The organism is Pseudomonas fluvialis, assembly GCF_002234375.1.
GTDB lineage: Bacteria > Pseudomonadota > Gammaproteobacteria > Pseudomonadales > Pseudomonadaceae > Aquipseudomonas > Aquipseudomonas fluvialis.
On the sequence record NZ_NMQV01000017.1, the window covers coordinates 1 to 25,539 of the forward strand.

At 65.6% G+C, this 25,539-nt stretch carries 26 protein-coding genes and 1 pseudogene; 13 read left to right on the forward strand and 14 right to left on the reverse strand.

The genetic code is table 11. The features are described from left to right. The coding region (locus CFY91_RS16010) for a DUF2946 domain-containing protein (protein WP_093986071.1) at nucleotides 1-334 on the reverse strand (334 nt) is incomplete at its 3' end. A 150-nt stretch (nucleotides 335-484) separates the two neighbouring features. Here CFY91_RS16010 and CFY91_RS09280 point away from each other — a divergent pair. Continuing rightward, a complete protein-coding gene (locus CFY91_RS09280; RefSeq protein ID WP_093986072.1) occupies nucleotides 485-886 on the forward strand; it encodes a DUF3301 domain-containing protein in 402 nt (133 codons plus the stop codon). On the opposite strand, the gene CFY91_RS09285 is transcribed toward CFY91_RS09280, so the two are convergent. Next, nucleotides 887-1,765: an alpha/beta fold hydrolase gene (locus tag CFY91_RS09285; RefSeq protein ID WP_093986073.1), complete on the reverse strand. Its 879-nt coding sequence runs from the start codon at nucleotides 1,763-1,765 to the stop codon at nucleotides 887-889. Between the two features lie 408 nt (nucleotides 1,766-2,173). Between CFY91_RS09285 and CFY91_RS09295 the strand changes: the two are divergent. Both CFY91_RS09295 and CFY91_RS09300 read left to right on the forward strand, forming a co-directional pair. Continuing rightward, nucleotides 2,174-2,668, forward strand: a pseudogene (locus tag CFY91_RS09295) (methyl-accepting chemotaxis protein); the annotation flags it as partial. 54 nt (nucleotides 2,669-2,722) lie between these two features. Beyond that, entirely contained in the window at nucleotides 2,723-3,562 is an 840-nt protein-coding gene (locus CFY91_RS09300) for an extracellular medium-chain-length polyhydroxyalkanoate depolymerase (RefSeq protein ID WP_093986075.1), read from the forward strand. Here CFY91_RS09300 and CFY91_RS09305 read toward each other — a convergent pair. After that, on the reverse strand, nucleotides 3,553-4,530 hold the full coding sequence (locus tag CFY91_RS09305; protein ID WP_093986076.1) for a CobW family GTP-binding protein: 978 nt from the start codon (nucleotides 4,528-4,530) through the stop codon (nucleotides 3,553-3,555). The genes CFY91_RS09300 and CFY91_RS09305 overlap by 10 nt on opposite strands. Before the next feature lie 131 nt (nucleotides 4,531-4,661). On the opposite strand from CFY91_RS09305, the gene CFY91_RS09310 reads away from it, so the two are divergent. Beyond that, nucleotides 4,662-5,015, forward strand: a complete 354-nt coding sequence (locus CFY91_RS09310) for an NADH:ubiquinone oxidoreductase (RefSeq protein ID WP_093986077.1) — start codon at nucleotides 4,662-4,664, stop codon at nucleotides 5,013-5,015. Here the strand turns inward: CFY91_RS09310 and CFY91_RS09315 are convergent. Further along, nucleotides 5,009-6,151, reverse strand: a complete 1,143-nt coding sequence (locus CFY91_RS09315; protein ID WP_093986078.1) for a PilT/PilU family type 4a pilus ATPase — start codon at nucleotides 6,149-6,151, stop codon at nucleotides 5,009-5,011. The genes CFY91_RS09310 and CFY91_RS09315 overlap by 7 nt on opposite strands. A gap of 101 nt (nucleotides 6,152-6,252) precedes the next feature. Beyond that, nucleotides 6,253-7,371, reverse strand: coding sequence for a type IV pilus assembly protein FimV (locus tag CFY91_RS09320; RefSeq protein ID WP_093986079.1), 1,119 nt, complete (start codon nucleotides 7,369-7,371; stop codon nucleotides 6,253-6,255). 262 nt (nucleotides 7,372-7,633) lie between these two features. Between CFY91_RS09320 and CFY91_RS09325 the strand changes: the two genes are divergently transcribed. The 6 genes from CFY91_RS09325 to CFY91_RS09350 all read left to right on the forward strand — a co-directional run bounded on the left by CFY91_RS09325 (nucleotide 7,634) and on the right by CFY91_RS09350 (nucleotide 14,020). Then, nucleotides 7,634-8,143, forward strand: a complete 510-nt coding sequence (locus CFY91_RS09325; protein ID WP_093986080.1) for a sigma-70 family RNA polymerase sigma factor — start codon at nucleotides 7,634-7,636, stop codon at nucleotides 8,141-8,143. Between the two features lies 1 nt (nucleotide 8,144). Continuing rightward, nucleotides 8,145-9,176: a FecR domain-containing protein gene (locus tag CFY91_RS09330; RefSeq protein WP_093986081.1), complete on the forward strand. Its 1,032-nt coding sequence runs from the start codon at nucleotides 8,145-8,147 to the stop codon at nucleotides 9,174-9,176. A 121-nt stretch (nucleotides 9,177-9,297) separates the two neighbouring features. After that, a complete protein-coding gene (locus CFY91_RS09335) occupies nucleotides 9,298-11,760 on the forward strand; it encodes a TonB-dependent siderophore receptor (protein ID WP_093986082.1) in 2,463 nt (820 codons plus the stop codon). Nucleotides 11,761-11,767: 7 nt separating this feature from the next. Further along, entirely contained in the window at nucleotides 11,768-12,064 is a 297-nt protein-coding gene (locus CFY91_RS09340) for a hypothetical protein (protein ID WP_093986083.1), read from the forward strand. 20 nt (nucleotides 12,065-12,084) lie between these two features. After that, nucleotides 12,085-13,656, forward strand: a complete 1,572-nt coding sequence (locus CFY91_RS09345) for a PepSY-associated TM helix domain-containing protein (protein ID WP_207759387.1) — start codon at nucleotides 12,085-12,087, stop codon at nucleotides 13,654-13,656. After that, nucleotides 13,649-14,020 (forward strand): DUF3325 domain-containing protein, encoded by a 372-nt coding sequence (locus CFY91_RS09350; RefSeq protein WP_093986085.1) that lies wholly within the window; start codon nucleotides 13,649-13,651, stop codon nucleotides 14,018-14,020. The genes CFY91_RS09345 and CFY91_RS09350 overlap by 8 nt, the downstream gene beginning before the upstream one ends. A gap of 7 nt (nucleotides 14,021-14,027) precedes the next feature. Here CFY91_RS09350 and zigA read toward each other — a convergent pair whose 3' ends face one another. Further along, a complete protein-coding gene (zigA, locus tag CFY91_RS09355) occupies nucleotides 14,028-15,230 on the reverse strand; it encodes a zinc metallochaperone GTPase ZigA (protein WP_093986086.1) in 1,203 nt (400 codons plus the stop codon). Between the two features lie 87 nt (nucleotides 15,231-15,317). Between zigA and folE2 the strand changes: the two genes are divergently transcribed. After that, a complete protein-coding gene (folE2, locus tag CFY91_RS09360) occupies nucleotides 15,318-16,217 on the forward strand; it encodes a GTP cyclohydrolase FolE2 (RefSeq protein WP_093986087.1) in 900 nt (299 codons plus the stop codon). On the opposite strand, the gene norR is transcribed toward folE2, so the two are convergent. After that, complete coding sequence (gene norR, locus CFY91_RS09365) at nucleotides 16,214-17,770, reverse strand: nitric oxide reductase transcriptional regulator NorR (RefSeq protein WP_093986088.1); 1,557 nt, start codon at nucleotides 17,768-17,770, stop codon at nucleotides 16,214-16,216. The two genes, folE2 and norR, sit on opposite strands and share 4 nt — an antisense overlap. Before the next feature lie 157 nt (nucleotides 17,771-17,927). Between norR and CFY91_RS09370 the strand changes: the two genes are divergently transcribed. Together CFY91_RS09370 and hemN are read left to right on the forward strand one after the other, a co-directional pair. After that, nucleotides 17,928-18,302 carry a hypothetical protein gene (locus CFY91_RS09370; RefSeq protein ID WP_093986089.1) on the forward strand — a complete coding sequence of 125 codons (375 nt, stop codon included), beginning with the start codon at nucleotides 17,928-17,930 and terminating at the stop codon, nucleotides 18,300-18,302. A gap of 189 nt (nucleotides 18,303-18,491) precedes the next feature. Continuing rightward, nucleotides 18,492-19,877, forward strand: a complete 1,386-nt coding sequence (hemN, locus tag CFY91_RS09375) for an oxygen-independent coproporphyrinogen III oxidase (RefSeq protein WP_093986090.1) — start codon at nucleotides 18,492-18,494, stop codon at nucleotides 19,875-19,877. 46 nt (nucleotides 19,878-19,923) lie between these two features. On the opposite strand, the gene CFY91_RS09380 is transcribed toward hemN, so the two are convergent. From CFY91_RS09380 to CFY91_RS09410, 7 genes are all read right to left on the reverse strand, one after another. Next, the gene (locus tag CFY91_RS09380; protein WP_093986091.1) at nucleotides 19,924-21,414 is read right to left on the reverse strand and encodes a nitrite reductase; all 1,491 of its coding nucleotides are present in this window, start codon (nucleotides 21,412-21,414) and stop codon (nucleotides 19,924-19,926) included. Between the two features lie 21 nt (nucleotides 21,415-21,435). After that, nucleotides 21,436-22,290, reverse strand: coding sequence for a uroporphyrinogen-III C-methyltransferase (gene cobA, locus CFY91_RS09385; protein WP_093986092.1), 855 nt, complete (start codon nucleotides 22,288-22,290; stop codon nucleotides 21,436-21,438). 72 nt (nucleotides 22,291-22,362) lie between these two features. After that, nucleotides 22,363-23,547 (reverse strand): heme d1 biosynthesis radical SAM protein NirJ, encoded by a 1,185-nt coding sequence (gene nirJ, locus CFY91_RS09390; RefSeq protein ID WP_093986093.1) that lies wholly within the window; start codon nucleotides 23,545-23,547, stop codon nucleotides 22,363-22,365. A 92-nt stretch (nucleotides 23,548-23,639) separates the two neighbouring features. Further along, the gene (gene ahbB, locus CFY91_RS09395; protein ID WP_093986094.1) at nucleotides 23,640-24,161 is read right to left on the reverse strand and encodes a siroheme decarboxylase subunit beta; all 522 of its coding nucleotides are present in this window, start codon (nucleotides 24,159-24,161) and stop codon (nucleotides 23,640-23,642) included. After that, on the reverse strand, nucleotides 24,136-24,579 hold the full coding sequence (locus CFY91_RS09400; RefSeq protein ID WP_093986095.1) for an Lrp/AsnC family transcriptional regulator: 444 nt from the start codon (nucleotides 24,577-24,579) through the stop codon (nucleotides 24,136-24,138). The genes ahbB (CFY91_RS09395) and CFY91_RS09400 overlap by 26 nt, the downstream gene beginning before the upstream one ends. Then, a complete protein-coding gene (ahbB, locus tag CFY91_RS09405; protein WP_093986096.1) occupies nucleotides 24,572-25,084 on the reverse strand; it encodes a siroheme decarboxylase subunit beta in 513 nt (170 codons plus the stop codon). Before ahbB (CFY91_RS09405) ends, CFY91_RS09400 begins: the two co-directional genes overlap by 8 nt. Beyond that, the gene (locus CFY91_RS09410; RefSeq protein ID WP_093986097.1) at nucleotides 25,081-25,539 is read right to left on the reverse strand and encodes an Lrp/AsnC family transcriptional regulator; all 459 of its coding nucleotides are present in this window, start codon (nucleotides 25,537-25,539) and stop codon (nucleotides 25,081-25,083) included. The genes ahbB (CFY91_RS09405) and CFY91_RS09410 overlap by 4 nt, the downstream gene beginning before the upstream one ends.

Consider the following 25,539-nt stretch of genomic DNA (forward strand, 5'->3'; position numbering starts at 1 on the left):
CGTCGGGGTAGGGGGCACGCGCGAAGGGGCTATCCGGCAGGCGGCTATGCAGCACATGTGCTGTGCGCAGGGTATGCAACGTGGCGGGATGCAGGTCGGGAGACAGGGTTGGCGCGCTGAACAGCAGTACGCAGTATCCGCATTTCTCCCAGGCTTCCGGCATGTTCGCCGGTGCGCCATCGTGTTGCTCGCCACAGGCCAGCTCGTTCAGCCAGCCCGGAAGGGCAGCCGCTTCCGTGAGCAGGCCCTGGGACAGCCAGGGGCCGCTCAGCAGCAGGCACATGGCCAAGATGGCCAGCCAGTTGCCAGGACGGAGACGAGCAGGTTTGGACAAGTGCCAAATTCCTTGCGAGGAAACGGGGGTACGCCTGCATGCTAGGAGGCGGGTTGTCATGAGCATAGTGACAAGTTGTCGCAGATGCCAGGGGAGGCGGCAGCCTGTGGCGGCCTGGGTTAAGCTGCCTGGTAGAGAGGGGAGGACGTGATGCTGAGCTTGGCGGATATCTTCGTACTGCTGCTGTTGAGCAGCCTGGCGGCCTGGTGGTGGCGTGGGCGTGGCATCGGCGAGTGTGCCCTGCATTATGCGCGACAGCATTGTCAGCGGCTGGATATCGAGCTGCTGGACGGCAATGTCGCCTTGCAGGGGCTCAGCTGGCAGCGCGACAGCCAGGGGCGCTGGCGCCTGGCGCGGCGCTATGCCTTCGAGTTCACGGTGACCGGCGAGCAGCGGCTGCACGGTCGACTGACACTCTATGGTCGCCAACTGGCGCGTATCGAACTGGATGCGCATCCCTTCAATCCAGCCAGCGAGACGGGCGGCAAGGTCATCCAGATGGATGACTGGCGGCGCAGCCACCCGCGTATCGATCAGCGCAAGGCCGACTGATCAGCGAGCGTCCAGCAGGAAAGCGCGCACGCGTGCCGCGCTGTCCTCGGGAAACTCCTGCATGAAGCAATGCCCACCGGCCACTACCTGGGCGCTGACATGCGCATTGCCGGCGCACCAGCGGGCAACCGAGCGGGCCACGAAGGGATAGCTGTGTTGGCCATAGAGCACCTGGGTGGGCGTAGTGACTTTGCTCAGCGACGGCCACAGGCGCTTGGGGAAGGAGCTGAAGATATCCGCTTCGCGGCTGGGTCGGCACTTCAGCTCGACGCCTTGCGCAGTGTCTTTCAGGGCATGTTGTATGTAGGCGTCGAAGGCCGCTTCGTCCCAGCCACGGAACATGCCCCGACCATGCAATGCGGCGTGGGCGGCGGCGCGATCCGGCCAGCTACTGCGGCGTTTCAGCGCTTTGCTGGCCAGGCTGGTACGACGGCTCAGGCCGACCACGTCGGACAAGGCCATCACGCCGATCATCGCCGGGCTGAACAGTACCGGGTCGAGCAGCACGGCGCGCCTGAACAACTGCGGCTGCTGGGCCAGCATCAGGCTGGTCAGCACGCCGCCGAAGCTGTGGCCGAGGGCGAAACGCGGTGCGTCGGCGAAGTCGTCAGTGCCGGCGGCAAAGGCTTCCAGAGCCAGTTCGGCGCTACGGTTCCAGCCATGGAAGCGGCCGCCATGATCGCTATCGCCGTGCCCCTGAACATCGCACAGCCACAGGTCGAAGTCTTCGCAAAGTGCATTGAGCAGCGGGCTGTACACCCGGCCGCAATAACCATTGCCGTGCAGAAAATGCAGCAGTGGCTTGCCGGAGGGCGGGGTGTGCCAGCCACGCAGGGTGAAACCGGCTGAAGTGGGGTGCGACCAAGGCAGCAAGTGCATGGCGGGTCTCGTCGTTGAACTGGCTTGGGAGTGTAAAGCGCGGGCCGTCGTCATGCATTCCCGCGATGGGTGCGATAGAAGAATTTGTACAACATGAGCTGACTTGTCCACCTAATCTTAGTGGGCGTGCCCTTGTTTTCTGGGTTGTTCAAGGCGTTGTGATGTTCCGCCTAGCTCATGGTTGGACAATTATTGTTTTCTTATACAACTTTGTAATTGTTTTGTATAAGTCTGTTCTGCTTGATCTTCTGTCTTTTGGTTCGCAGCACGTTGTCGCAGCCTGAATGGCTCGAGGAGCGCATTGAATGCCCGTACAACTGACTATCGCCCAACGCCTGAGCCTTGGTTTCGGCCTGATTCTTTCGCTGATGCTGCTGATTACGCTGATCCGGAAAGATCATCGAGGTGATTACCTCGATCGCCGAACAGACCAACCTGCTGGCGCTGAATGCCGCCATCGAAGCAGCACGGGCTGGCGAACATGGTCGTGGCTTTGCCGTGGTGGCCGATGAAGTCCGCTCCCTGGCCAACCGTACCCAGGATTCCACGCGGGAAATCCGCGGCATGATCGGCAAGCTGCAGGAGGGCGCCGGCAAGGCGGCCGAGGTGATGCGCAGCAGCCGTGAGCTGGCCCAGCAGACCGTGCAGCAAACCGGGCAGGCCGAGCAGGCGCTGAACCAGATTCGCAGTGAGGTTACGGCGATCAACAGCATGAATGCGCAGATTGCCGGTGCCTCCGAAGAGCAGAGTGCGGTGGCCGAAGAGGTGAACCAGAACATCAATCGCATTCATCGTGCGACCCTGGAAACCGCGGCGGGCTCCGAGCAGGTGGCGGTAGCCAGCCGCGAGCTGACGACCCTGGCCAACCGGCTCACTGAACGGGTCAGTTTCTTCAGGCTCTAAGCACCCCGCCAGCGCCTTGCTAAGCTAGTGCTTTCTTGGCAAGGGAGTGAGCGAATGTCAGCGTGGAGCAGGGTGTGTTGTCTGCTGGTGGTGTGCTGTCTGGCCTGTGGCCAGGCGTGGGCGGCGTCGCGTTGCAGCGAACGCAAGCCTTCGCTGTTGCTGATGGGCAAGATCAGTTGCAGCTACCAGAGTCGCTGGATTGATTCCGGGCTGGTCGGCCAGCGCAAGGTAATCTACCAGCTGCCGCTGGGCGTACCGCCGGCACAAGGCTGGCCGGTGGTGCTGGTTTACCAGGGGTCGTTCTTCCCGCTCAATGATTTCACCTATTACAGCGTGATGCCCTTTGGCGGTTACCACGAAGGACAGTTGATCAAGCGTCTGCTGGATAACGGCTTTGCCGTGGTGGCACCCAGCGCGCCAGCCGATCTGTTCTGGCAAACCAATCTCCCCGGACTGGCCCAGCACTACACGCACAGCACGGACTATCACTTCCTCGGCAATGTGTTTGCGGCCATCGCCGCAGGCGAATTTGGTCCGTTGGACAGTCAGCGCAAATACGCCACGGGAATTTCCAGCGGCGGTTACAACAGCAGTCGTATGGCCGTGTCCTTTGCCGGGGAGTTTCGTGCGCTGGCCATCCAGTCGGCTTCTTATGCGACCTGCAGCGGGCCGTTGTGCACTGTGCCGCAGGTGTTGCCCGCGGATCATCCGCCGACGCTGTTCCTGCATGGTTTCGTCGACATGACGGTGCCCTGGTGGAGCATGAATCTGTACTACCAGCGCCTGCAGGAGCAGGGCATCAGCAGTGCCCGGCATACCGACTGGCTGGCCGGGCACGAATGGCTGGAACAGGCGCCGGAGCTGATTCTCGACTGGTTCCGGCGTTACCCCTGAGGGCTCTCCAGCCGGCAGGCGGCCAGGCCCTCCTGCAGCGCGGCAAGCGCCTGGGCCTCGTGGAAAATCAGCTCGATACGCGAGTCGCGGCGCCACTCGCTGGCCTGCCAGTGCAATGGCTGTCCGGCCAGCGCGTTGGCCGACAGCCAGCCGGCATTGCTGTGGACCAGCAGTTTGGCACGCCGCCAGGGCAGGGCCTGTAGCCAGTGTTGCAGGTGTGCTAGCTCGAAGCGCTGGCTGGGGTGCCAGCGCCAGCCGATACTCCAGCCCGCCTCCTGTTGCTGGTACTGGCAGAGGGGGTGATGCGGGTCACGCCAGAGCAATCCGGGGCTACTCGGCGGGCTGTCGGGTAGGCAGGCATCGGCCGCTTCGCCCGCCCGCGCCTGATGTCCTGGCAGGGCGCTGAAGGGCAACTGGCCCTGGCTGGTCCAGTGCAGCGGATAGGCGGCGAAGCGTTGCTGCAGGGCGGCGCGTTGAGGCGCATCGAGTTGTTCCTGTTTATTGAGCAGCACCAGGCCGGCCAGCGGCAGGCTATCTGCCTGGCTGTCGGCGAGTGTCTCGCCGTGTGCCAGTGCGGCGGCGTCGAGCACCAGGACCGGCGGCTGCAGAGCGAGCACCTGCTGCCAGGGACTGTCGCGCAGTTGCTCAAGCAGCTGCGCCGGATGGCCAAGCCCGGAGGGTTCGATCAGCAGGCGATCAGGGCGGGCCTGGCGTAGCAGGCGCGCCAGGGCGACCTGGAAGGGCGCACCGTTGACGCAGCACAGGCAGCCGCCGGGGACTTCGCTGAGGCTGATGCCATCGCGGCTGCCACCCAGCAGGGCGGCATCCAGTCCGATCTGCCCGAACTCGTTGATCAGGATGGCCCAGCGTTCGTCGGCCGGTTTGTCGGCCAGCAGCTGGCGGATCAGGCTGGTCTTGCCGGCGCCCAGTGGACCGGCGATCAGGTGTGTGGGGATGTGTGCGAGCATGGCGTGGGTCCGCAACGGGGATGTGCGCATGCTAGTGGCTGATTGGCTTAATGCAACGGGCGCGTTGACCATGGCTTGCGCCGGCGGGGGCGCAGCCCCTAGAGTCGCGGTTTTCTGCTGGGGTGGCGAGTATGCGTGTCTGGCTGTTGTGGGGGTTGCTGCTGGGATCGGCCGAGGTGCTGGCGCAGGCCTGCGTGGTCGAGAGCCAGGGCGCCGGGGTGCAGGTCAAGGTCTGCCAGCAGAACCGCAGCATTCCTGCCACGATGTTCCGCGAAGGTTTCTGCGCACCGCAACTCAAGGGGCAGCAGGTCACCGTGAGTTTTGTCGAGCAGTGCCCGATCGGTGCCTTCGGCATCTGTCGTGACGCCCAGGTGGCCGGCACGCTGTATCGCCAGGATGTGCACTACTACGGGGTAGCCAGTGATGCCCGCCTGCTCAAGCCGGCCTGCGAGCGACAGTATCGCGGTGTCTGGACAGCCTATTGAGGGGCATGCTCGTCCATCAGCTGCAGTTCGCCGCTGTCGCCGATCTGGCCGTGGCCGAGGCGAATCTTCAGGGTCAGGTCGGTGCGTGAGTCAGCGTGGCGAATGGCTTCCTCGACGCTGATGCGGCCACTGCTGTAGAGCTGGTAGAGGTGTTGGTCGAAGGTCTGCATGCCTTGGGTGGTCGAGCGGGACACCGCTTCGCGCAGGTCTTCCAGCAGACCACGCTGGATCAGGTCACGGATGTGCGAGCTGGCCAGCATCAACTCCACGGCGGCGACCCGCTTGCCATCCAGGGTCGGCACCAGGCGCTGGCCGACTACGGCGGCCAGGTTGAGCGCCAGGTCGGCGAGAATCTGCTGGCGAGCCTCTTCGGGGAAGAAACGCACCACGCGCTCCAGGGCATGGGTACTGCTGGTGGCATGCAGGGTGGCGATGCACAGGTGGCCGGTTTCCGCGTAGTGCAAGGCGTGCTGCATGCTGTCGAGGTCGCGGATTTCCCCGAGCATGATCACATCCGGTGCCTCGCGCAGTACGTTGCGCAAGGCGGCGGCAAAGCTGTGGGTATCCAGGCCGACTTCCCGCTGGTCGATCACCGATTTCTGGTGCTGGTGGAGGAACTCGATCGGGTCTTCGATGCAGATGATGTGTCCGGCCTTGCTGCGGTTGCGCAGGTCGAGCAGGGCCGCCAGGGTCGTTGACTTGCCGGAGCCGGCGGCGCCGGTAACGAGGATCAGCCCGCGGTCGAGCAACGCGAGTTTTTCCAGCGGAGCGGGCAGGCCGAGTTGGCGAATGCTGGGAATCTGGCTCTTGATCAGTCGCGCGACCATCGAGGCTTCGCCGCGCTGGTAGTACAGGTTGATGCGGAAGCGCCCGGAGTTGCTGACACTCACCGCCAGGTTCATTTCCAGATCGCGTTCGAACTCGGCGGCCTGTTTTTCGTTCATCAACTGGTAGGCCATCTGCCGTACTTCACCGGCCTTCAGCGCGGGCAGCGGCAGGGCATGCATGTGTCCTTCGATCTTCACCTGAGGGGGCGTGCCGACGCTGAAGAACATGTCCGAGCCACCCAGCTCGAACAGCTTGAGCAGTAGGGGATAGACGTCGATCTTGCTGTCGCCGTTGAACAGAGGGTCCATGTCATGCTCCATGTGCCGAGAGGGGCTGGCAGCGCGTGCCTGCCTGGCCTGCTGTGGGCAGACTAGGCAAGCGTGGGCATTGTCGCAAGACGTGGTGAGGATCAGGGCTGAGTGTGTGCCAGCGGTTGCTGAGCCGCTTGCTGGGCTGCCAGTTGTGCCTGCAGGGTAGCCAATTGACTGTCCTTGAGCTGCAGCAGGCGCTGCAGCTTGTCCAGTTGCGACTGCAGGTCGGCAATCCGGCTGTGCAGTTCGGCGTTTTCGCGGCGTGCCAGGTCCAGGCCTTCCTCGGCCTTGGCCAGCTGCTCGCTGAGTTGTGTGTTTTCGCTACCTTGTTCGCCGCGCCCCTGCTGGCTACCCGGACTGCCGGCCAGGCGCAGGGTATCGCCGCTGTTGCTGTGCGCGGGCGCGGTCGCGGCCTGCTGACGGGGACGCGCATCGAGCTGGCGCTGGCTGCTCTGCCAGGCCTGCTGCTGTTGCTGGCTGAGTTGCAGGGCCTGGCCGGCGGCCATGGCCTGCATCTGCTCGGCGCTGGGCAGTTGCAGGGTCTGGTCGCGCTTGAGGCGATTGATATTGCCGTCGATGAACGCTTGTGGGTTGAGCTGCTGGATCGCCAGCATCGCCTGGTGCGGGGTGGCTGCGCCGCGCACCGCCTGGGCAATGTCCCACAGACGGTCATTGGCCTGGGTACGGTACTGGCCGCCGGGCTGTGCGGCGTGCTGTGTAGCCGGGCGGGTGGACGACTGCACAGGCGCCTTGCTGAGCGCTGCGCGCGGGCTGGCCGGTTGGGCGAGCAGGGTGCCGGCTGGCAGCTGCGGCTGATAATGCGGTGGGTCGAGCAGCAGGCTGTATTCCCGGACCTGCTGGCCGCCCGGCCAGACCACTTCCAGGAGCAGGCCCAGGTACGGCTCGTGAATGGCTTGCGGGGTGCTCAGGCGGGCCTGGAACTGGCCGCCCTGGCGCTGCACGGCGACGCGCAGGCCAAGCAATTGATCGGGGCGCGACAGGCCGGCCCGTGCATAGGCTTCAGGCGACGCCAGGCGCACGATGATTTCTTCGGCAGTCAGGTCGCGGCTGTCCAGCAGCGGGATGTCTGCGCGCAGAGGCTGGCCCAGCGCCGAGTGCAGGTTGGCTTCGCCCAGGCCGAGGGCCAGGGCCGAAGGCGACAGGGCGATACTGGAAGCTGCGGCCATGGCCAGCAGCAGGCGGTGAGCCGGAAACATGGAAACCTCGTCGGCAGGGGGAAGGCACGGGCTGCGAGTATTTCCCAGTGGCCGGCCTGTCGACAGCGGCGCACCGCCAGAGCCGGCAACGGTTCACACTCGAATACGCAAAACTGCCGAGTGGTCGGCACTTGCCCTGTGCGCCGAATTAGGTTGCAGAGCCTGGGGCGACATTGTTTTTTGGTAGGCATTGCTGGAATGAGTTATCAATAATAATTATCATCCTCGACCAGTAATGCCAATTGGCTGATCGGAGCTTGTTGTGCCCGCCACTGATCTTGATCTATCTGCAGACCTTGACACGCTCTACCGCCAGCACCACGGCTGGCTGGAAGGCTGGTTGCGGCGCAAGCTGAACGACACCTTTGCGGCTGCAGACTTGGCTCAGGACACCTTCGTCAGCATCATTCACTCCGGTCAGGCCAGTGGAATTCGCGAACCCCGGCCCTTTCTGGCGACCATTGCGCGCCGACTGATTGCCCATCGTCATCGCCGCCAGCGCCTGGAAGACGCCTACCTTGAAGTGCTCGCCAGCCTGCCGGAAGCGGTTTACCCCTCGCCGGAAGAACAGCTGCAGGCACTGGAAACCCTGCGCCAGATCGACAGCGCCCTCGACGGTCTGCCGGCCCAGGTCAAGGAAGCCTTCTTGCTCGCCCACCTGGAAGAGCTCAGCTATGCCGAAATCGCCGAACGCCTGGGCGTGTCCAGCAGCTCGGTGAAGCAGTACCTGATGCGCGCCAATCGCCAATACCTGTTCGCCCTGGCCAGCTGACATGAACGGACAGCACAACGCGGTTTACCCCAACACACCCGCCAGGCTCTTGGCCGAGGGCCAGCCGATCAGCGCAGCCGTGGCCGACCAGGCGGTGGAATGGCTGACCCTGCTGATGTCAGGCGCAACCAGCGCCCAGGAGCAGCTGGCCTGGCAAGCCTGGCGCGCCGCCAGCCCCGAGCACGAGCGCGCCTGGCGGCATATTGAGGCCATGACCGGACGGCTCAAGGCATTGCCGGCCAAGAGTGCCTACCAGACGCTCTCGCCCTATGCCCGACAGACCACGCAGGCCAGCCGCCGCACGCTGCTGCGTTCGCTGTTCTGGGGTGGCCTGCTGGCCGGCTCCGGGCTGCTGGCCAGCCGCACCAGCACCTGGCAGGAACAGCTGGCCGAACACCGTACCGGCACAGGTGAGCAACGCCGCGTGACCCTCAGCGATGGCACCCACGTGACGCTCAACACCGCCACGGCGCTCGATCTGCAATTCGATGCGCAGACCCGCCTGCTGCACCTGCGCGCGGGCGAGATCATGATCGTCACCGCAGCGGCCCAGGGCCTGCAGCCTGTCGACCCACGTCCGCTGGAGGTGCAGACCGCGCAAGGGCGCATTCGCGCGCTGGGCACGCGTTTCAGCGTGCGCCAGGACGACGGCCATACCCAGGTGGCCGTGCAGGAAAGCGCCGTACAGATCCACCCGACCCGCAGTGACCGCGTGCAAGTGCTACTGGCCGGGCAACGCACCGGCTTCAGCCGCACCCATATCGACCCACTGCGACCGCTGCATGAGGCTGATCTGGCCTGGACCCGTGGGCAGATCATTGCCGACGACATGCCCCTGGGCGCATTTATCGCCGAGCTTGATCGCTACCGCCCCGGTGTGCTGCGCTGCGATCCGCACGTGGCCGGGTTGCGCCTGTCCGGGGTATTCCCGGTGCACGACAGCGATCGCATTCTCGCCACGCTGCCCAGCGTGCTGCCAGTGCAAGTGCGCACGCGCAGCCGCTACTGGGTGCTGATCGAACAGGCCGGCTAAGCCGCGTTGCAGCGAATAGTCGAGCGCGACGAAAAATAATTCAGCCACGCACTGCCCGATTGCCATTCTCGCGGCACCTACACAGTAAGAACCTTATTCGCTTTCTGTGCCAGGAGCCCCCATGCACCGTGCCAATCGCCCCGTGACGCCGCCGCGTCACACCGCGCACAACTTCCAACTGCGACCGAGTGGCCGCCTGCTCTTGGCCCTGGCCTGCAGCCTGGCCCTCCAGCAACTGCCGGGCGTGGCCCTGGCCGCAGACAGCACGCCCACCCAGCAGCAGGCGCAACAAGCCTACACGATTGCCGCCGGGCCTTTGGCGCCGGCGCTGCGTAGCCTTTCGAGCAGCGCCAACCTGCTGCTCAGCTTTACCGCCGAACAGACGGCCGACAAGGTGACTGCGGGCATTCAGGGCAACTTCACCGTACCCGAAGCACTGACCGCACTGCTGACCGGCACCGGCTTGCAAGCGCTACAGGTAGAGGATGGAGGCTATGTACTGCGACCTGCACCAGTGAACAGTGGCCGGGCTGCAGCACATACCGAACTGCCCGCCATGACCATTTCCGGCAAGGTCAGCCGTTATCAGAGCAGTGTGCCGGTAAGCAGCGCCACCCGCACCAATGCCGATTCACTGGATGTGCCACAGACGGTCGATGCGGTGCCGGCCGCGGTGCTGCGTGATCGTGGCGCGCGCTCCATCAAGGAAGCTCTGGCCTACACCCCAGGCGTGACCAGCAGCACCGGCGAGGGCATTCGCGAACAGTTCATTATCCGTGGCTTCTCAGCTATTTCGGATACCTATGTAGACGGTATGCGCGATGGCGGTAATACCTTCCGCGACACCTTCAACCTAGAGCAGGTCGAAGTGGTCAAAGGCCCCAGCGGCGTGCTCTATGGCCGGGGCTCGGCCGGTGGCTTGATCAACCTGGTGAGCAAGCGCCCGCACCAGCAAGCGCAGACGGACCTAGCGGCCAGTCTGGGTTCCTACGATGCCCGGCGCCTGACACTCGACGTCAACCAGCCGATCAGCGAAGCGGTGCAGGTGCGCATCAATGCCATGACCGACGAGGGCGACTCGTACCGCGACCAGGTCTGGTACAAGAAGCACGGCCTGGCGCTGGCTTCGACCCTGCGCTTCAACGATGACGTGACCCTCGATCTGCGCGCCCAGCACCTGGCGGATGAACGGGTATTCGACGCCGGTATTCCCGGGATCAACGGCAAGCCGGCGGATGTCTCGCGCTCGACCTATTACGGCTCGGCCAACCCTGGTGACAACGACAGCGGCACCAGCGCTGACAGCACCCTCCAGGCCGACCTCAAGGTGGATCTGAGCGACAGCCTGCAACTGCGCAACACACTGAGCTACCGCACCCTGGACCTTGAGCGTAACCAGACCACCATCAACCGCCTGCTGCTCAACACCGCCACGCCCACCGTGCGCCGGTCGCGCAGCAACTTCGACAGCCAACAGACCGACCTGGCCAACAAGCTGGAGCTGAGCAAGCAGGTCGAGTGGCTGGGCATCCAGCACGAGCTGATGGTCGGCGCCGAGTACGCCATCGAGGAACGCGACACCCTGTCACGCGGCGGCGACCTGCCGGCCGCCTACAACATGTCGGTGTACAACCCGGTGCTCAAGACCGTGCCCTACAGCGCTGCCTCCGTGCGCCGCGATGGCATCTACGAAACCCACACCGCCGGTTATTACATCCAGGACCTGATGCGCTTCAACGAGCACTGGGTGATGCTGCTGGGCCTACGCGAAGATCAGCTGGAACGCGACTTCGACAACCGCGTGGGCAGTGATTACAGCCGCGATGATGATTACCGCAGCCCGCGCGCCGGCCTGGTCTATCAGCCCAATGACTGGTCGTCCTACTACCTGTCCGCCTCGCGCTCCTACCAGCCTGGCAGCGCCACCGGGGTGATCGATCCGGGCAACGCGATTCAGCCGCCGGAGATCACCACCAGCTATGAGCTGGGCAGCAAGCTGCGCCTGAACGACGGTGCCTTGGAGCTGGGCCTGAGCCTGTTCCAGATAGTCAAGGAAAACGTGCCGACCCGTGACCCCAGTAACCCCAGTGGTCCGGCATTGTATGTCGGTGAAATCACTGCCGAAGGCGTCGAGCTGTCGGCCCTCGGCGACCTCGGCCACGGCCTGAGCCTGCAGGGCGGGATCACCTACTTGGATGCACGGGTGACCCAATCAAATAACACCACCGCCCCGGCGATCACTCCGACGCAACCGGCCACCCCCCTGGAAGGCAAACGGGCGGCTAACGCACCACGTTTTAGCGCCACGCTGTGGGGCGTCAAAGAGCTGGGTAGCGGCTGGCGCGTCGGCCTCGGCGTCCGCCACCAGACGGATTCCTTCGCCTCGACCACCAACGCTGTCACTCTGCCGGCCTACACCGTATTGGATGCCGGGCTATTCCATGAGCGCGGCCCCTGGGCGTTTGCCCTTAACGCCCGCAACCTGGGCGATAAGCCCTATTACGAGTCGGCCACCAATGACCTCGGCATCCTGCCGGGCGAACCGCGTTCGCTGCAATTCAGCACCAGCTACCGCTTTGAGTGAGGCCGTCATGCACCTGCGCGATGTTATCCAACCGGCCACGACGGCTACCCACGTTGTCGGCCTGTGTGCGCTGGCCTATTTCGCCAGCGCACAACTGGTTGGCCTGAGCGGCATGCTGACCTGGTGGGCCGGCATGAGCCAAGGCGATGCGGTGATGCTGGCGCTCATGCTCGGCTTCATTTACCTGTTGCTGTTACTGCTCTGGGGCTTTTCCCGCGAGCGCCGGCGTAACGCCTGGCTGTTGCTCGGCGGCCTGAGCCTGCTCGCCTGGGGCACGCCCCTGCTGCTGCAGGTGCAAGCATGAAAACAGGATTCAGAAGCCGTATGGGCGAGTTGCACACCTGGGCCGGCGTGTTGCTCGGCGTCTTGCTGTTCGCCGTATTCTGGACCGGCAGCCTGTCGGTGTTCGACAAGGAAATCGACCGCTGGATGATGCCCAGCACCCGCCTGCACTGGGATGACAGCATGCAGCGGCCGTCGCTGGACCGTGACATTCGCCCACTGCTGGAACAACGCGCTGCCAACGCGCCTGTCTGGACCATCATCCTGCCCCTGGAACGCACACCGTTTCTGACCCTCACTTACGGCAGCGAAGAGTCGCGCAAGAGCAGCCGCGACCTGTTCCACCCGATTACCCTAGAGCCGCTGGCCAAGCCGTTGACCCTGGGGGCCAGTGGCTTTATCTACCCCTTCCACCACAACCTGACGCTGCGCTACAAAAACATCGGTGCCTGGCTGGTGGGCATCGCCGGCATGGCCATGCTCTGCCTGCTGGTGTCCGGCGTGGTCATCCACCGCAAGCTGTTCAGCGAGTTCTTCACCCTGCGTCTGCACCGCGCCTTTGGCCGCAGCACCCTGGATGTGCATAACGTCGCCGGCGTGGCGCTGCTGCCGTTCCACCTGCTGATCACCCTGTCCGGGCTGATTGTCGCGTTCGCCATCTACTACCCGGATGCGCCGCAACACACCTACCGCGAACAGGTGCAAAGCGGTGTCAGCGCCGAACGCGCCTTCCTCGGCGAAGCACTCGGGCGTATCCGCCTGCGGGCCGCCAAAGAGCCGGGCGAACTGGCACCGTTGGAGCCCATGGTGGCCAAGGCTGAGCAGCACTGGGGGCCGGGCTCGGTGTACCTGCTGCGGGTCAACAATCCCAAGGATGCCAACGGCAATGTGCTGCTGCGCCGCACCAGCCACAGCAGCGTGACCAAGGACATCGACAACTTCCGCTTTGCCAATGTCAGCGGTGAGGTCATGGGCCGCTTTCAGGCCTCAGCCATGGTGAACACCTGGAACTTCATCGCCGGCCTGCACTACATCCAGTTCCGCCACGACGCCCTGCGCTGGCTGTACTTCCTCGGCGGGCTGGGCGGCTGTGTGGTGATCGCTACCGGGCTGTTCTTCTGGACCCAGGCCCGGCGCAAGAAGCAGCAGCGCCACGGCCATCTCGGTGTCTCGCTGCTGGATGCCCTGAGCATTGCCGGTGTGTGCGGGGTGATTCTCGCCACCCTGGCGTTTCTGCTCGCCAACCGCTGCCTGCCCATGCAGGAGCAGCTGTTTGGCCTGGGCCGCGCCCGCGTCGAAATCCTGAGTTTCTATGCCCTGTGGCTCGTGGCGAGCGCCCATGCCGTTTGGCGCGTGATGCGGGACCAACGCCTCGGTTACCTGCACGCCTGGCGTGAGCAGTGCACGGCGATTGCGCTGCTGGCCGTGCTGGCCGTTCTGGCCAACTGGCTGACCACCGGCGATCACCTGCTGGCCACCCTGCGCAGCGGTAACGGCCCGGTGGCCGGCACCGACCTGTGCCTGCTCGCTGCAGCCGCACTCGCCCTGTTGGCCGCGCACAAGCTGCGCCGCCGCGTGCCACAGGAAGAAACGCTGGAGGTCGCCCATGTCTGACGCCGCTCTGTACTCACTGTTGGCCCTGCTGCTGGCAGTGCTGGGCTTTGCCTGGCTCGCCCTGGCCTTGCCCAACCATTGGCGTCAGGTACACGGCAGCCTGCCACTGACTGCGCCGCGGCAAGCCATCCTGCGCAGCGGCGCCAGCCTGATGCTCGGGCTGTCATTGCTGTGTAGCCTGGCGGGCGATTCGCCGGCCATGGCTATTCTGCTGTGGCTGATGCTGCTATCAAGCGCGATTGTCGTAGTGGCCTGCCTACTCGCTTGCCAGCCGCGCTGGCTTCATACGATTACTCTGCTGACATTACTAGCTTTTGCTGGGCTGATCATCGCCGGGGTGGTGGGGCTGAAGATGGCCGGTTGAGGATGACCTACAGGCTGCTGTGGGTGATGCCGAACGGGTCTGGCCAGTGCTGCCAGGCGGCCTCGCCGGCGGCCATTTCCGTGTCGTCGAGCAGGCAGGCATCCAGTTCGGCGTGCAGCCGGGCAAAGTCGATGTGCTGGCCGATAAACACCAGTTCCTGGCGGCAGTCGCCGCTCTCGGCCTGCCACTCGCGCTGGATGGCCCGCAGCGAGTCGTCATCGGTTGGCCAGTCTTCGCGCGGCGTGTAGCGCCACCAGCGACCGGCGTAGCCATGGCGCAACAGGCCGCCGGCCTGCGACCAGCTGCATACTTCCTCGGCTCGGTTGGCCAGCCAGAAGTAGCCCTTGGAGCGCAGCAGGCGGCCGTTGTCCCATTCGCGGGCGACGAAGTCATGGAAGCGTTGTGGATGGAACGGGCGGCGGGCGCGGTAGGCTTGCGAGCGGATGGCGTAGGTCTGGCTTTCCGGGATATGTTCGCCGCGCAGTTCCTTGAGCCAGCCGGGGGCCTGGGCAGCGCGCGCGAAGTCGAAGCGCCCGGTGTTGAGCAGGCGTGACAAGGGTACCTGGCCCATGACCATCGGGTAGATCTCGGCGTGTGGGTTGAGGCCGGCGAGAATCGCCTGCAACTCCTCGCGTTCGGCCTTGGAAATCAGGTCGCACTTGCTGATCAGGATGACGTCGGCAAATTCCACCTGGTCGATCAGCAGATCGGTCACGGCACGCTCCTCTTCGGCATCGTGCGCGCCCAGGCGGCTGGGCAGGTCTTCAGCGGCCTGGTAGTCGCGCAGGAAGTTCACGCCATCGACCACCGTGACCAGGGTATCCAGGCGCGCCAGGTCGGCCAGGCTGTGGCCTTGCTGGTCGCGGAAGGTGAAGGTTTCCGCCACCGGCAGCGGCTCGGAAATTCCGCTGGACTCGATCAGCAGGTAGTCGAAGCGCCCTTCGCGGGCCAACTGGCTGACCTGCTCCAGCAGGTCTTCGCGCAGGGTGCAGCAGATACAGCCGTTACTCAGCTCGACCAGGCGTTCCTCGCCGTGTTGCAGGCTCACGCCCTGGCGCAGGTCGCTGGCATCGATATTCACTTCGTTCATGTCGTTGACGATCACCGCGACCCGCAGGTTTTCACGGTTGCGCAACAGGTGGCCAAGCAGGGTGCTTTTGCCGGCGCCAAGAAAGCCGGAGAGCAGGGTGACAGGAAGACGCGGGTGCATGGGGGCCTCGTGAGGGGAGCAGGATCGCCGGGAAGGTTTTCTATGTTATAACATAACACTTTACCTGTCCGGGCTCGATAACCACGCATGACCACCCTGAAACTTCCCGATATTGCCGCGCAAGGTGCCACGCTCCAGCAGACCCTGAGCTGGGTTGGCATGCGCGAGATTGCCATTCCCCTGCTGCTGGACGACCAGCGCCTGGCAGCGCGCGCGCATGCCGGGGTCAGCCTGGACCAGGCGGATGCGCGCGGCATCCATATGTCGCGCCTGTACCTGGCGTTGCAGGTGCTTGAGCATGAGCCGCTTACCCCGGCTGTGCTGCAACGGCTGCTGCAACAGTTCCTGAGCAGTCATCAGGGGTTGTCGCAACGCGCCTACCTGGAGCTGGAGATTGACTGGCTGCTGCGCCGGCCGGCGTTGCTCAGCCCGCTGCAGGGCTGGAAGCACTACCCCCTGCAGGTGCGTGCGCAGCGTGATGAACAGGGGTTCCACGTGGAACTGCAGGTGCAGATTGCCTATTCCTCGACCTGCCCCTGCTCGGCCGCCCTGGCCCGCCAGCTGATTCAGGAGCAGTTTGCCGCAGACTTTGCCGAGCAGCCCTTGCAGGCCGAGGCCGTACGCCAGTGGCTGGGCAGCAGCCAGGGCATCCTGGCTACCCCGCACAGCCAACGCAGCCAGGCACAGGTTGCGGTGCAGCTACAGATGCCGCAGGACGAACTGCCGGCGCGCCGTCTGCTGGAGGCTTGCGAAGCCGCGCTGGGCACCGCCGTGCAGACCGCGGTCAAGCGCGCCGACGAACAGGCCTTTGCCCTGGCCAACGGGCAGAATCTGATGTTCTGCGAAGACGCCGCGCGGCGCCTGCATGGTTGCCTGCTCGATCAGCCGGGCCTGAGCGGCTTCCAGGTGCGCGTGGTGCATGCCGAGAGCCTGCATGCCCACGACGCGGTGGCGTGCAGCCGGCATAACTGGCAGGTACGCGATTAATCCTTGAGCCCCAGGCGCTGGGCCAGGCGATGCAGGTTGGCGCGGTCGACGCGCAGCTCGCGGGCCACCGCCGCCCAGTTGCCCTGCTGGCGTTGCAGGGCGCCGGAAAGTAGCTGGCGCTGGTAGTCATCCACCGCCTGGCGCAGGTCGCGGATTGGCGCGGCCGGCATCGGCGGATCGGCGGGGCAGGGCTGGCAGGGCCGGGTATGTGGCAGGTCGAGGTCGCTGGCCTCGATGCTGAGGATATCCGGGCGCTCGCCGCGCTGCCGGCCTAGCGCCTTGAGCGCGGCGCGGCCGATCAGGTGTTCCAGCTCGCGCACATTGCCCGGCCAGTGGTAGGCCAGCAGGGCGCTGTGTGCCGGCAGGCTGAGGCACAGCCCGCGCAGATGCAGGCGCGGGCGATTCTGCTCGAGGAAAAAACCGGCCAGCAGCAACACGTCGCGGCCGCGCTCGCGGAGCGGCGGTACGTGCAGCGGGTAGGCGCTGAGGCGGTGGTAGAGATCGGCGCGCAGGCGCCCGGCCTGTACTTCTTCGGGCAGATTGCGGTTGCTGGCTGCCAGTACACGCACATCCACCTGGTGCTCGCGGTCCGAGCCGACCCGCTGCAGCTGGCCGCTCTGCAGCACTCGCAGCAGCTTGGCCTGTACGCTGAGTGGCAGCTCGCCGACTTCATCGAGGAACAGCGTGCCGCCGTGGGCCAGCTCGAACTTGCCGCGCCGCTCGCTGTGTGCCCCGGAGAACGCGCCGCGCACATGGCCGAACAATTCGCTTTCCACCAGGGTTTCCGGCAGTGCGGCGCAGTTGATGCTGATCAGCGGCTTGCTGGCGCGCGGCGAGCTGCGCTGGATGGCCAGTGCCACCAGTTCCTTGCCTACCCCGGTTTCCCCGCTGATCAGCACCGGCAGCTCACTCTTGCCGAGCAGGTTGATTTCTTCCTGCAGGCGCTGCATCGCCGAACTGTTGCCGATCAGTTCGCGTGGCGCGACCTGTCCGGCGACCTGGCGATAGCTCTCCGCCAGGCGATGCTGGTCGTCGGCACGCTGCTGCAGGCTGCTCAGGCGTTCGCCGGCTTTCACCGTGGCGGCGGCCAGGCGGGCCACGGCATCCAGCTGGTCGAGGGCGATGCGCCCGAAGCAGCGCGCATCCAGGGCGTCCAGGGTCAGCAGGCCCCACGGCCGTTCGTCGATATACAGCGGGCAACCCAGGCAGTCATGCACGGCCAGCTGCGGATGAGGGCCTTCGACCAGGCCATCGTAGGGATCGGGCAGCGTGCAGTCGGCAGCGAAGCGCATGGCCCGGCCATTGTCGAGCAGCGCCGCCAGGCGCGGGTGCTCGTCGAGGCGAAAACGCCGGCCCAGGGCATCGGCCGACAGGCCGCGCACCGCCAGCGGCACCAGTTGCTCGTCCTCCAGGCGCAACAGGGCGATCGCGTCGCAAGGCATGAGCTGTTGCAGGGCCTGCAGCAGGCGGCTGTAGCGCTCGTCCTGGGGCATGTCGCGGGCCAGGTCATCGAGCAGGGGCAGCAGAACCGGAATCAAGGGACTGGGGGTCATATCGACAACCTGTTGTGCGTTTAACAGCAAAACCGTGTTGTTCCCTTAACACATGCATCAGCAAACTACTGATTTGGCAAGCCCTGCGCCTTGGCACGAATCATGGACTGGAAAAAAACAGCGGCCGGATATCCCGGCCAACCCCTGGAGTAGTGCCATGAAAGCAATCCGTACCCTGGTTCTGACTATCACCCTGGCCGGCAGCGGCGCGCTGCAGGCTGACCAGATCGTTGCCGAAGTACCGGACAACACCGGCGGCGCCGTGGCGGGCAGCCTCACCGGCCTGTTGCTGGGCGGCGCGGCAGGCGGCCCGATCGGCGCACTGGTCGGCGCCGGCGCCGGATTCTTTGCCGGCGGCAGCGTGCAACAGAGCGCCGGGCTGAGCGGCAACGGCTACCTGGTGCAGGGCGACGACGGCGCCCAGTACCAGGTGCGCTCGCCGGCTGCCGAGTTCAGCGTAGGCCAGCAGGTTGAGCGCGATGGCATCCGCGTGCGTGCGGTCGAGGGCGCGGTGCTCGCCGACGGACGCTGACAGCCGGCACCCCAGCCTGCGCCATTCGGCGCAAGGCTGGGGTCGGATCAAGAAAATCCCCTGCACAAGACGGTATCCTTGCAGCCAGCGCGGCACGTGTTGCCGCTACGACATGGCCCGGTGCAGCAGCCTGCTGCCCGGTCGTTGCCCGCCGTGACGGGCCGCCCCATTCGATGTTCGAGGTTGCCGATGGACTCAACGCTGACTTTCAACCGCGCGCTGGTGGAGAAATATGACCGCCCCGGGCCGCGCTACACCTCCTACCCGACAGCGCCGCAGTTCCACCAGGCCTTCGCCGAGGATGACTACAAGCGTGCCGCCGCGCTGAGCAACCAGGCGCCGGCCAAGCCGTTGTCGATCTATATCCATATCCCGTTCTGCAAGAGCCTCTGCTACTACTGTGCCTGCAACAAGATCATCACCCAGAAGACCCACCGCGCGGTCGAGTACCTCGACTACCTGAAGCGCGAGATTGCCCTGCAGGCGGCGCTGTTCGACAGGTCGCGCAAGCTGACCCAGCTGCACCTGGGTGGCGGCACGCCGACCTACCTGACCAGCGAGCAGCTCAGCGAGCTGATGAGCTGCCTGCGCGAGCACTTCAACCTCGATGAGAGCGACAACCACGAGTTTTCCATCGAGGTCGACCCGCGCACCATCGATACCGCGCGTATCGCCGAGCTACGCAGCCAGGGCTTCAACCGGCTGAGCTTCGGCGTGCAGGATTTCGACGAGAAGGTGCAGGCGGCGGTCAATCGCCTGCAGAGCGAGCAGCAGGTCTACGACCTGGTCGCCGCTGCCCGTGCGGCGAAGTTCAAGTCGGTGTCGGTCGACCTGATCTACGGCCTGCCGCTGCAGACCGTGGCGAGCTTCGACACCACCCTGAGCAAGATCATCGCCCTGCGCCCGGACCGCATCGCCGCCTACAGCTATGCGCACCTGCCGGAGCTGGTGCGTGCGCAGCGGCTGATCCGCCGCGAGGACATGCCGCCGCCGGAGCGCAAGCTGGAACTGCTCGAGCTGACCATCGCCCGGCTCACCGCCGCCGGCTATGTGTACATCGGCATGGACCACTTCGCCCTGCCTGACGACGAGCTGGTCATTGCCCGCGAAAAAGGCACCCTGCAGCGCAACTTCCAGGGTTATTCGACCCATGCGCAGTGCGACCTGATCGGCCTCGGCGTGTCGTCGATCGGCATGGTCGCCGACAGCTACAGCCAGAGCGTCAAGGAGCTGTCGCAGTACTACGCGCGTATCGACCAGGGCCTGCTGCCGGTGCACCGCGGTTACCGCCTGAATGACGATGACCGGCTGCGCCGCGAAGTGATCGTCGACCTGATGTGCCACGGGCGTATCGACTTCGCCAAGATCGAGGCCAACCACGCCATCGTCTTCCGCGAGTACTTCGCCGAGGCGCTGGAAAAACTCGCCGAGCCGGTGGCCGACGGCCTGGTGCAGATCACCGACACGGCAGTCATCCTGCTGCCGCAGGGCCAGCTGATGATGCGCAACGTGGCGATGGCCTTCGACGCCTACCTGGGCGGCGAGCAGAAAGGCCGCTTCTCGCGCACCGTGTAAAAAACAAAGCCCCCGCCGCTGTCGCGACGGGGGCGCGGGGCGCCACTCAGTGCGAGGTGCCTTCGGCGTACTCGATCTTGTTGCCGACGTTGTACTTGCCCGACGGTTTGTTCATGGGGATGCGCTTGACCTCCTTGAGGGTCTGCGCGTCGATGACGATCAGCGCGCCATCGCTATCCCATACGCTGAGCAGCAGGTGCTTACCATCGCGGGTGAACTCGACGTGCGCGGCGTTCTTGCCGGGCATCGGCCGCAGGGTGTGGGCGACTTCCAGCTTCTGCTTGTCGATCACGTGCACCGCTTCCTGGTTGGGGCCGAAGAACACGTCGGTCCATGCATAGGGCGAGTTGGCGTGGCTGCGCATGAAGAAGCCCGGCCCTTCGGTGGGGATCTCCTTGATCAGCTTCCAGGTCTGCAGGTCGATCACCGAGATCAGCCCCTTGCTGACGTTGGGCGTGGCGAACACCCAGCGCCCATCGACCTTCCAGTAGATTCCCGAACCCAGGTGCGGCATGCCCGGCAGCTCGATGTCGGCGACCGGCTTGCCGGCGTCGAGGTCGATCACCTGCCCGCCATGCGCCTTGCGTGAGGTGGCCAGCAGATGGCGGTAGTCCGGGGTGAAGGAGAAGTCATCGAGGAAGTCGCGGGCGACGATGCGCCGCGGCTGGAAGTCCGGCTCGCCGGCGTAGGACAGCTCCCAGACTTCCTGCACATCCTTCAGGGCGACCACGAAGCTGTCGCGCGGCGGTGCGGTATACACCGCGCTGACCCTCGACGGTGTGCCGTCCTGGCCGCGTGCATCGATGATCTTGACCAGTGACAGGTCGCGCGCATCGAGCAGCACCAGGTTGCCGGGCAGGTAGTTGCCGACCAGCACCCAGCGCCCGTCGTTGCTCACTGCCAGGTTACGGGTGTTCAGCCCGGCGCGGGTTTCCGCGACCATGGTCAGGTTGTGCAGGTCATACACGCTGACCCAGCCATCGCGCGAGGCGAAGTAGACGAAGCGGCCATCGGGGGAAAACTTCGGCCCGCCGTGCAGGGCAAAGTGCGAGGGGAAACGCGCCAGTTCCTCGAAACGGTCGCCATCGAGGATGCGCACATGATGGTTGCCGGCCTCGACCACGACGAACAGGTTGAGCGGATCGGCGCCGTGTTGCGGGGTGTCCTTGAGGGTCTGCGGGTCGACCAGCAGGCGCTGGCTGGCGCGGATATCCGCCGCTTGCCAGGTCGGTGGCTGGGCGGCTGGCTGGTACAGGTAGTCGACTAGCCCGGCGATCTGCGTTTCGTCGAGCAGCGCGCCATAGGCGGCCATCTGGCTGGCCGGGCGGCCGTCGCGGATTACCTGGTGGGCCTCGGCTGGCTTCAGCCGGCTGAGGCTTTCCGGCAGGAGGGCTGGCCCGGCGCCACCCAGTCGCTCCAGGCCATGGCAGCTCTGGCAGTGTTGCTGGTACAGCGCGGCGCTGTCGGCCGTGGCCGGCGCAGTGGCGGCCTGCAGGCTGCTGGCCACCAGCAGCAGGGCGAAGGGAATCAGGCGCATGGGGCCTCCTTGGATAATGAGTTACTTGCAGCAGACCAGTGCCGGGCTGTCGGTGCTCTGCTCGGCGGCCCGCTGCGCCAGGTAGCGCGCCGGAAATTGCAGGTCCTGCCCGGCAAACAGCCCGACCACCTGGCCGATCACGGTCAGTGTCGGCGTGGCCAACTGGTTGGCCTGGGCCAGTTCGGCCAGGCCCCCGAGGTGCCCGCGCACCACCTGCTGGTCGGCCCGCGCGCCCTTGCCGATCAGTGCGGCGGGGGTGTCGGCAGGCAGCCCGGCGGCGATCAGTTGCCGGGAAATCACCCCCAGGCTGGCCAGGCCCATGTAGAACACCAGGGTTTTGCCCGGGTCGGCCAGGCTGCTCCAAGGCAGTTGCAGTTCGCCATCCTGTTGCAGATGGCCGGTGATGAACTGGCAGGAGTGGGCCAGGTCACGGTGGGTCAGCGGGATGCCGGCATAGGCGGTGCAGCCGGCGGCGGCGGTGATGCCGGGGACTACCTGGCAGTCGATGCCGTGGGCGAGGAGGAACTCCAGCTCCTCGGCACCGCGGCCGAAGATGAACGGGTCGCCGCCTTTCAGACGCACCACGCGCAGGCCCTGGCGAGCCAGGTCGACGAGCAACTGGTTGGTCTGTTCCTGCGGCAGGCTGTGATAGCCGCTGGCCTTGCCGACGTAGTGGCGGGTCAGCTGCTCGGGCAGCAGGGCCATCAGCTCGCTGCTCACCAGGCGGTCGTAGACCACCGTGTCGGCCTGTTGCAGCAGGCTCCAGGCGCGCAGGGTGAGCAGGCTGGGGTCGCCGGGGCCGGCACCGACCAGGGCGACTTCACCGGGCTGCAGGCTGGCCTGCAGGGCGGCGGGCAGATGAATTGAACGGTCCATGCGAGCTCCTCGCTTCTCATCGGTGGCTGGCCCGTCTGTGGCAGGCCTGGCTGTTCGGGTGGGCCGTGGTGTTCAGGACACCGCGCGGCAGGGAATCTGGGTGGCCGTGGGCAGGCCGATTTCCGCATCGCTGAGGTAGCAACCGGGGTCTTCCGCCCACAGGTCGCCGGCCGCCCAGGCGCGGGTCCGCGTGTTGCCGTTGCAGATCGCCAGCCAGCGGCATTCGCCACAACGGCCACCGACGGCGCGGGGGTGCTGGCGCAATTGCTGGAGCAGGGGCTGCGGGTTATCCAGCCAGATGTCGCGGAAGCGCTGGCGGCGCACGTTGCCGACCGTGTGTTGCCACCAGTAGGTGTCCGGGTGGACATCGCCAATATTGTCGATGTTGGCAATCCCGGCCCCCGAGGCATTGCCGCCCCAGGCGCGCAGCATGTCTTCCAGCGCGGCGAGCTGCGCGGCAGTGAGGCGCTCGGCGGCCCACTGCAGGAGGAGGATGGCGTCGGCATCGTTGTTGCCGCTGACGAAGTCCGTGTCACGGCCGGCCTCGACGTCCTGCCAGGCACGCTCGAAGATCTGCCACATGGCGTCGCGGGTCATCTGCGCGTGCGCGTCGGCGCTGCGGCTGCGTTTGCCACGGCCGCTGTAGTTGAGGTGCGAGAGGTAGAACTTCTGCACGTCATGCGCGCGCATCAGTTCCAGCAGTGCCGGCAGTTGCGGGTAGTTGTGCTGGGTCAGGGTGGTACGCAGACCGACGCGGATGCCACGCGCGCGGCACAGGTCGATGGCATGCATCGACGCGGCGAAGCTGCCCTTGAGCTGGCGCCATTCGTCATGCACCGCTTCCAGGCCGTCGATGCTGATGCCGACATAGTCGAAGTCGGCGGCGGCAATGCGCTCGATGTTCTGTTCGTCGATCAGCGTGCCGTTGGTCGACAGGGCCACGTAGAAACCCTTGTCGCGGGCGTAGTCGGCCAGCTGGAAGATGTCGTCGCGCAGCAGGGGCTCGCCACCGGAGAGGATCAGCACACGAACCCCGGCCTCGTGCAGCTGGTCGATGACCCCCAGCGCCTCGGTGGTGTCCAGTTCGTTGCGAAACTCGCTGTCGGCCGAGGTGGCGTAGCAGTGCTTGCAGGTCAGGTTGCAGCGGCGCAACAGGTTCCAGATCACCACCGGCGCGCGTGTGCTGCCGGGCTTGGCCACGCGCGGGGCGGGGCTGTGGCCGGCAACGGCGCGGAGGTATTGGCTGATTCTCAACATGGCGCGCTCCTTCAGGGCAGTCGGCCAGCAACAGGGGTTGTTGGCGTTCAGGATTGCCCAGGGGCGGCAGGCGCTCCTTGACCAAAAACAACTTAAACGGTGGGTGTATCTCCCGCTGTGCGGCTGGCTACGCGCAACCCGGTTTTCTTGAGGATGCGGCTGCTCACCAGCATGTCGTCGGCACGGCAGGCGTTGCCGAGCAGCTCACGGATGCGCTGGCGGTAGTCGTCGATTTCCTCGGCCGTGCGGCCATGCACCATGGCGAACAGGTTGTAGTGCCAGTCTTCGCGGCGCGGTCGGCGGTAGCAGTGACTGACGAAGGGCTGGCTGCCGACCAGCGGGCCGAGGCGGGCCATTTCCTCGTCGCTGACGTCCCATACGGTCATGCCGTTGTGCCGATAGCCCAGCCGGTAGTGGTTGGGCACCGCGGCAATGCGCCGGATGGCACCTTCGCCCTGCAGGCGCTGGAGCAGCGCCAGGCAGTCATCGAGCGACAACTGGAGGCGTTCGGCGAGCCAGGCCCAGGGGTCGTCGACCAGCGGCAGGCCGGCTTCGCTGAGTGCCAGCAGTTGCTGGCGCAGCGCCTGTTCAGAGGGGGAAATGCAGGCCGACATGATAGGTCTCCTCCTTGGGCAGGTTGAGTACCGGCAGGCCGGTCAGGGCTTCGATGCGCGCCACGCACGCGTCGATGCCTTGCGGGGTGGCGCAGGCCAGCACGAACCACATGTTCCAGGCGTGTTCGCGGCGGTAGTTGTGTGCCACTTCGGGCAGGGCGGCGAGCTGCTCGGCGACGGCGTCGAAGCGCGCTTCCGGCACCGAGAGGGCGGCCAGGGTGAAGGCACCGCCGAAATGCTCGATGTCGAACATCGGCCCGAAGCGGGTCAGCGTGCCGTCATCGAGCAGCTCCTGCACACGCTGGCGCAGTTGTTGCGCGCTGCTCTGCAGTTCCTCGGCCAGCACCTGCCAGGGGTTGGCAAGCAGCGGCAGGCCGTGCTGCAGGCGGTTGATCAGGCGGCGGTCGAAGTCATCCACAGGCACGCTCCGGCTGTTGCGGGGCGTAGCGGCCGCCGCATTGCTTGTAGGCCTTGCTGCTGAACAGCAGGCGGTGCGGGTAGTCCTGCAGGCCGTGCGCGGCGAGGATCGCGGCGATACGCGCCTCGACCTGGGCGCGCTCGCGGCCATGCACCATGCAGAACAGGTTGTACGACCAGTGCGGCAGGCGCCGCGGCCGCTGGTAGCAGAGGTTGATGCCGGCCGTCTGCCCGAGCTGTTCGCCGACCCGTTCGACAAGCGCGTCGGGAATGTCCAGCACCAGCATGGCGTTGGCCCGGAAACCCAGGGCGCGGTGCTTGAGGATCAGGCCGAAGCGGCGGAACAGGCCCTGCGCCTGCCAGTCCTGCACCTGCTCCAGCACCTGTTGCTGGGTGGCGCCGATACGCTCGCCGAGCACGGCAAAGGGTTGGCTGTGCAACGGCAGGCCGACTTCCAGGAGGCTGCGCAGGTGCAGTTGCTGGGCGGTGTCGAGGCTTGGGCTCATGGGGTGTCTCCTAGGGGGAAACCCAGGTCGATGCGGTAGGCGCGCTGCATCGGCAGGTCCAGGGGGGCCAGGCCGGTTTCGGCGGCGATCTGTGCCAGCACCTGGTCGATCTGCGCGCGGTGCGGCGCGGTAAGGACGAACCACAGGTTGTAGCGATGTTCACGCAGGTAGTTGTGGTTGACCTCGGGGTGTTGGTTGACCTGCGCCGCCACCTGCTCCAGACGTTCCTCCGGAACGGCCAGGGCCACCAGGGTGCTGGCCCCGGCGCGGCTGTGTTCAAACACCGGGCCGACCCGTGACAGCGCATCGGCCTGTTGCAGCAGGGCCAGCGCGTCGAGTACCGCCGCTTCGCTGCAGTCCAGTTCACGGGCCATCGCCGCGTAGGGCTCGGCGCAGAGTGGCAGGCCGTGCTGGAAACGGTCGATCAGGCGGCGGCTGAGGTCGTCGAGGTGCAT

Coding starts and splice junctions, on each gene's coding strand:
- CFY91_RS09350 (WP_093986085.1), top strand. CDS start 13,649: ATGTCTGACGCCGCTCTGTACTCACTGTTGGCCCTGCTGCTGGCAGTG.
- CFY91_RS09370 (WP_093986089.1), top strand. CDS start 17,928: ATGAAAGCAATCCGTACCCTGGTTCTGACTATCACCCTGGCCGGCAGC.
- cobA (WP_093986092.1), bottom strand. CDS start 22,290: ATGGACCGTTCAATTCATCTGCCCGCCGCCCTGCAGGCCAGCCTGCAG.
- CFY91_RS09335 (WP_093986082.1), top strand. CDS start 9,298: ATGCACCGTGCCAATCGCCCCGTGACGCCGCCGCGTCACACCGCGCAC.
- zigA (WP_093986086.1), bottom strand. CDS start 15,230: ATGCACCCGCGTCTTCCTGTCACCCTGCTCTCCGGCTTTCTTGGCGCC.
- hemN (WP_093986090.1), top strand. CDS start 18,492: ATGGACTCAACGCTGACTTTCAACCGCGCGCTGGTGGAGAAATATGAC.
- ahbB (WP_093986094.1), bottom strand. CDS start 24,161: ATGTCGGCCTGCATTTCCCCCTCTGAACAGGCGCTGCGCCAGCAACTG.
- CFY91_RS09320 (WP_093986079.1), bottom strand. CDS start 7,371: ATGTTTCCGGCTCACCGCCTGCTGCTGGCCATGGCCGCAGCTTCCAGT.
- CFY91_RS09300 (WP_093986075.1), top strand. CDS start 2,723: ATGTCAGCGTGGAGCAGGGTGTGTTGTCTGCTGGTGGTGTGCTGTCTG.
- CFY91_RS09310 (WP_093986077.1), top strand. CDS start 4,662: ATGCGTGTCTGGCTGTTGTGGGGGTTGCTGCTGGGATCGGCCGAGGTG.
- CFY91_RS09280 (WP_093986072.1), top strand. CDS start 485: ATGCTGAGCTTGGCGGATATCTTCGTACTGCTGCTGTTGAGCAGCCTG.
- folE2 (WP_093986087.1), top strand. CDS start 15,318: ATGACCACCCTGAAACTTCCCGATATTGCCGCGCAAGGTGCCACGCTC.
- ahbB (WP_093986096.1), bottom strand. CDS start 25,084: ATGAGCCCAAGCCTCGACACCGCCCAGCAACTGCACCTGCGCAGCCTC.
- CFY91_RS09315 (WP_093986078.1), bottom strand. CDS start 6,151: ATGGACCCTCTGTTCAACGGCGACAGCAAGATCGACGTCTATCCCCTA.
- CFY91_RS09340 (WP_093986083.1), top strand. CDS start 11,768: ATGCACCTGCGCGATGTTATCCAACCGGCCACGACGGCTACCCACGTT.
- CFY91_RS09410 (WP_093986097.1), bottom strand. CDS start 25,539: ATGCACCTCGACGACCTCAGCCGCCGCCTGATCGACCGTTTCCAGCAC.
- CFY91_RS09305 (WP_093986076.1), bottom strand. CDS start 4,530: ATGCTCGCACACATCCCCACACACCTGATCGCCGGTCCACTGGGCGCC.
- nirJ (WP_093986093.1), bottom strand. CDS start 23,547: ATGTTGAGAATCAGCCAATACCTCCGCGCCGTTGCCGGCCACAGCCCC.
- CFY91_RS09345 (WP_207759387.1), top strand. CDS start 12,085: ATGGGCGAGTTGCACACCTGGGCCGGCGTGTTGCTCGGCGTCTTGCTG.
- CFY91_RS09285 (WP_093986073.1), bottom strand. CDS start 1,765: ATGCACTTGCTGCCTTGGTCGCACCCCACTTCAGCCGGTTTCACCCTG.
- norR (WP_093986088.1), bottom strand. CDS start 17,770: ATGACCCCCAGTCCCTTGATTCCGGTTCTGCTGCCCCTGCTCGATGAC.
- CFY91_RS09330 (WP_093986081.1), top strand. CDS start 8,145: ATGAACGGACAGCACAACGCGGTTTACCCCAACACACCCGCCAGGCTC.
- CFY91_RS09380 (WP_093986091.1), bottom strand. CDS start 21,414: ATGCGCCTGATTCCCTTCGCCCTGCTGCTGGTGGCCAGCAGCCTGCAG.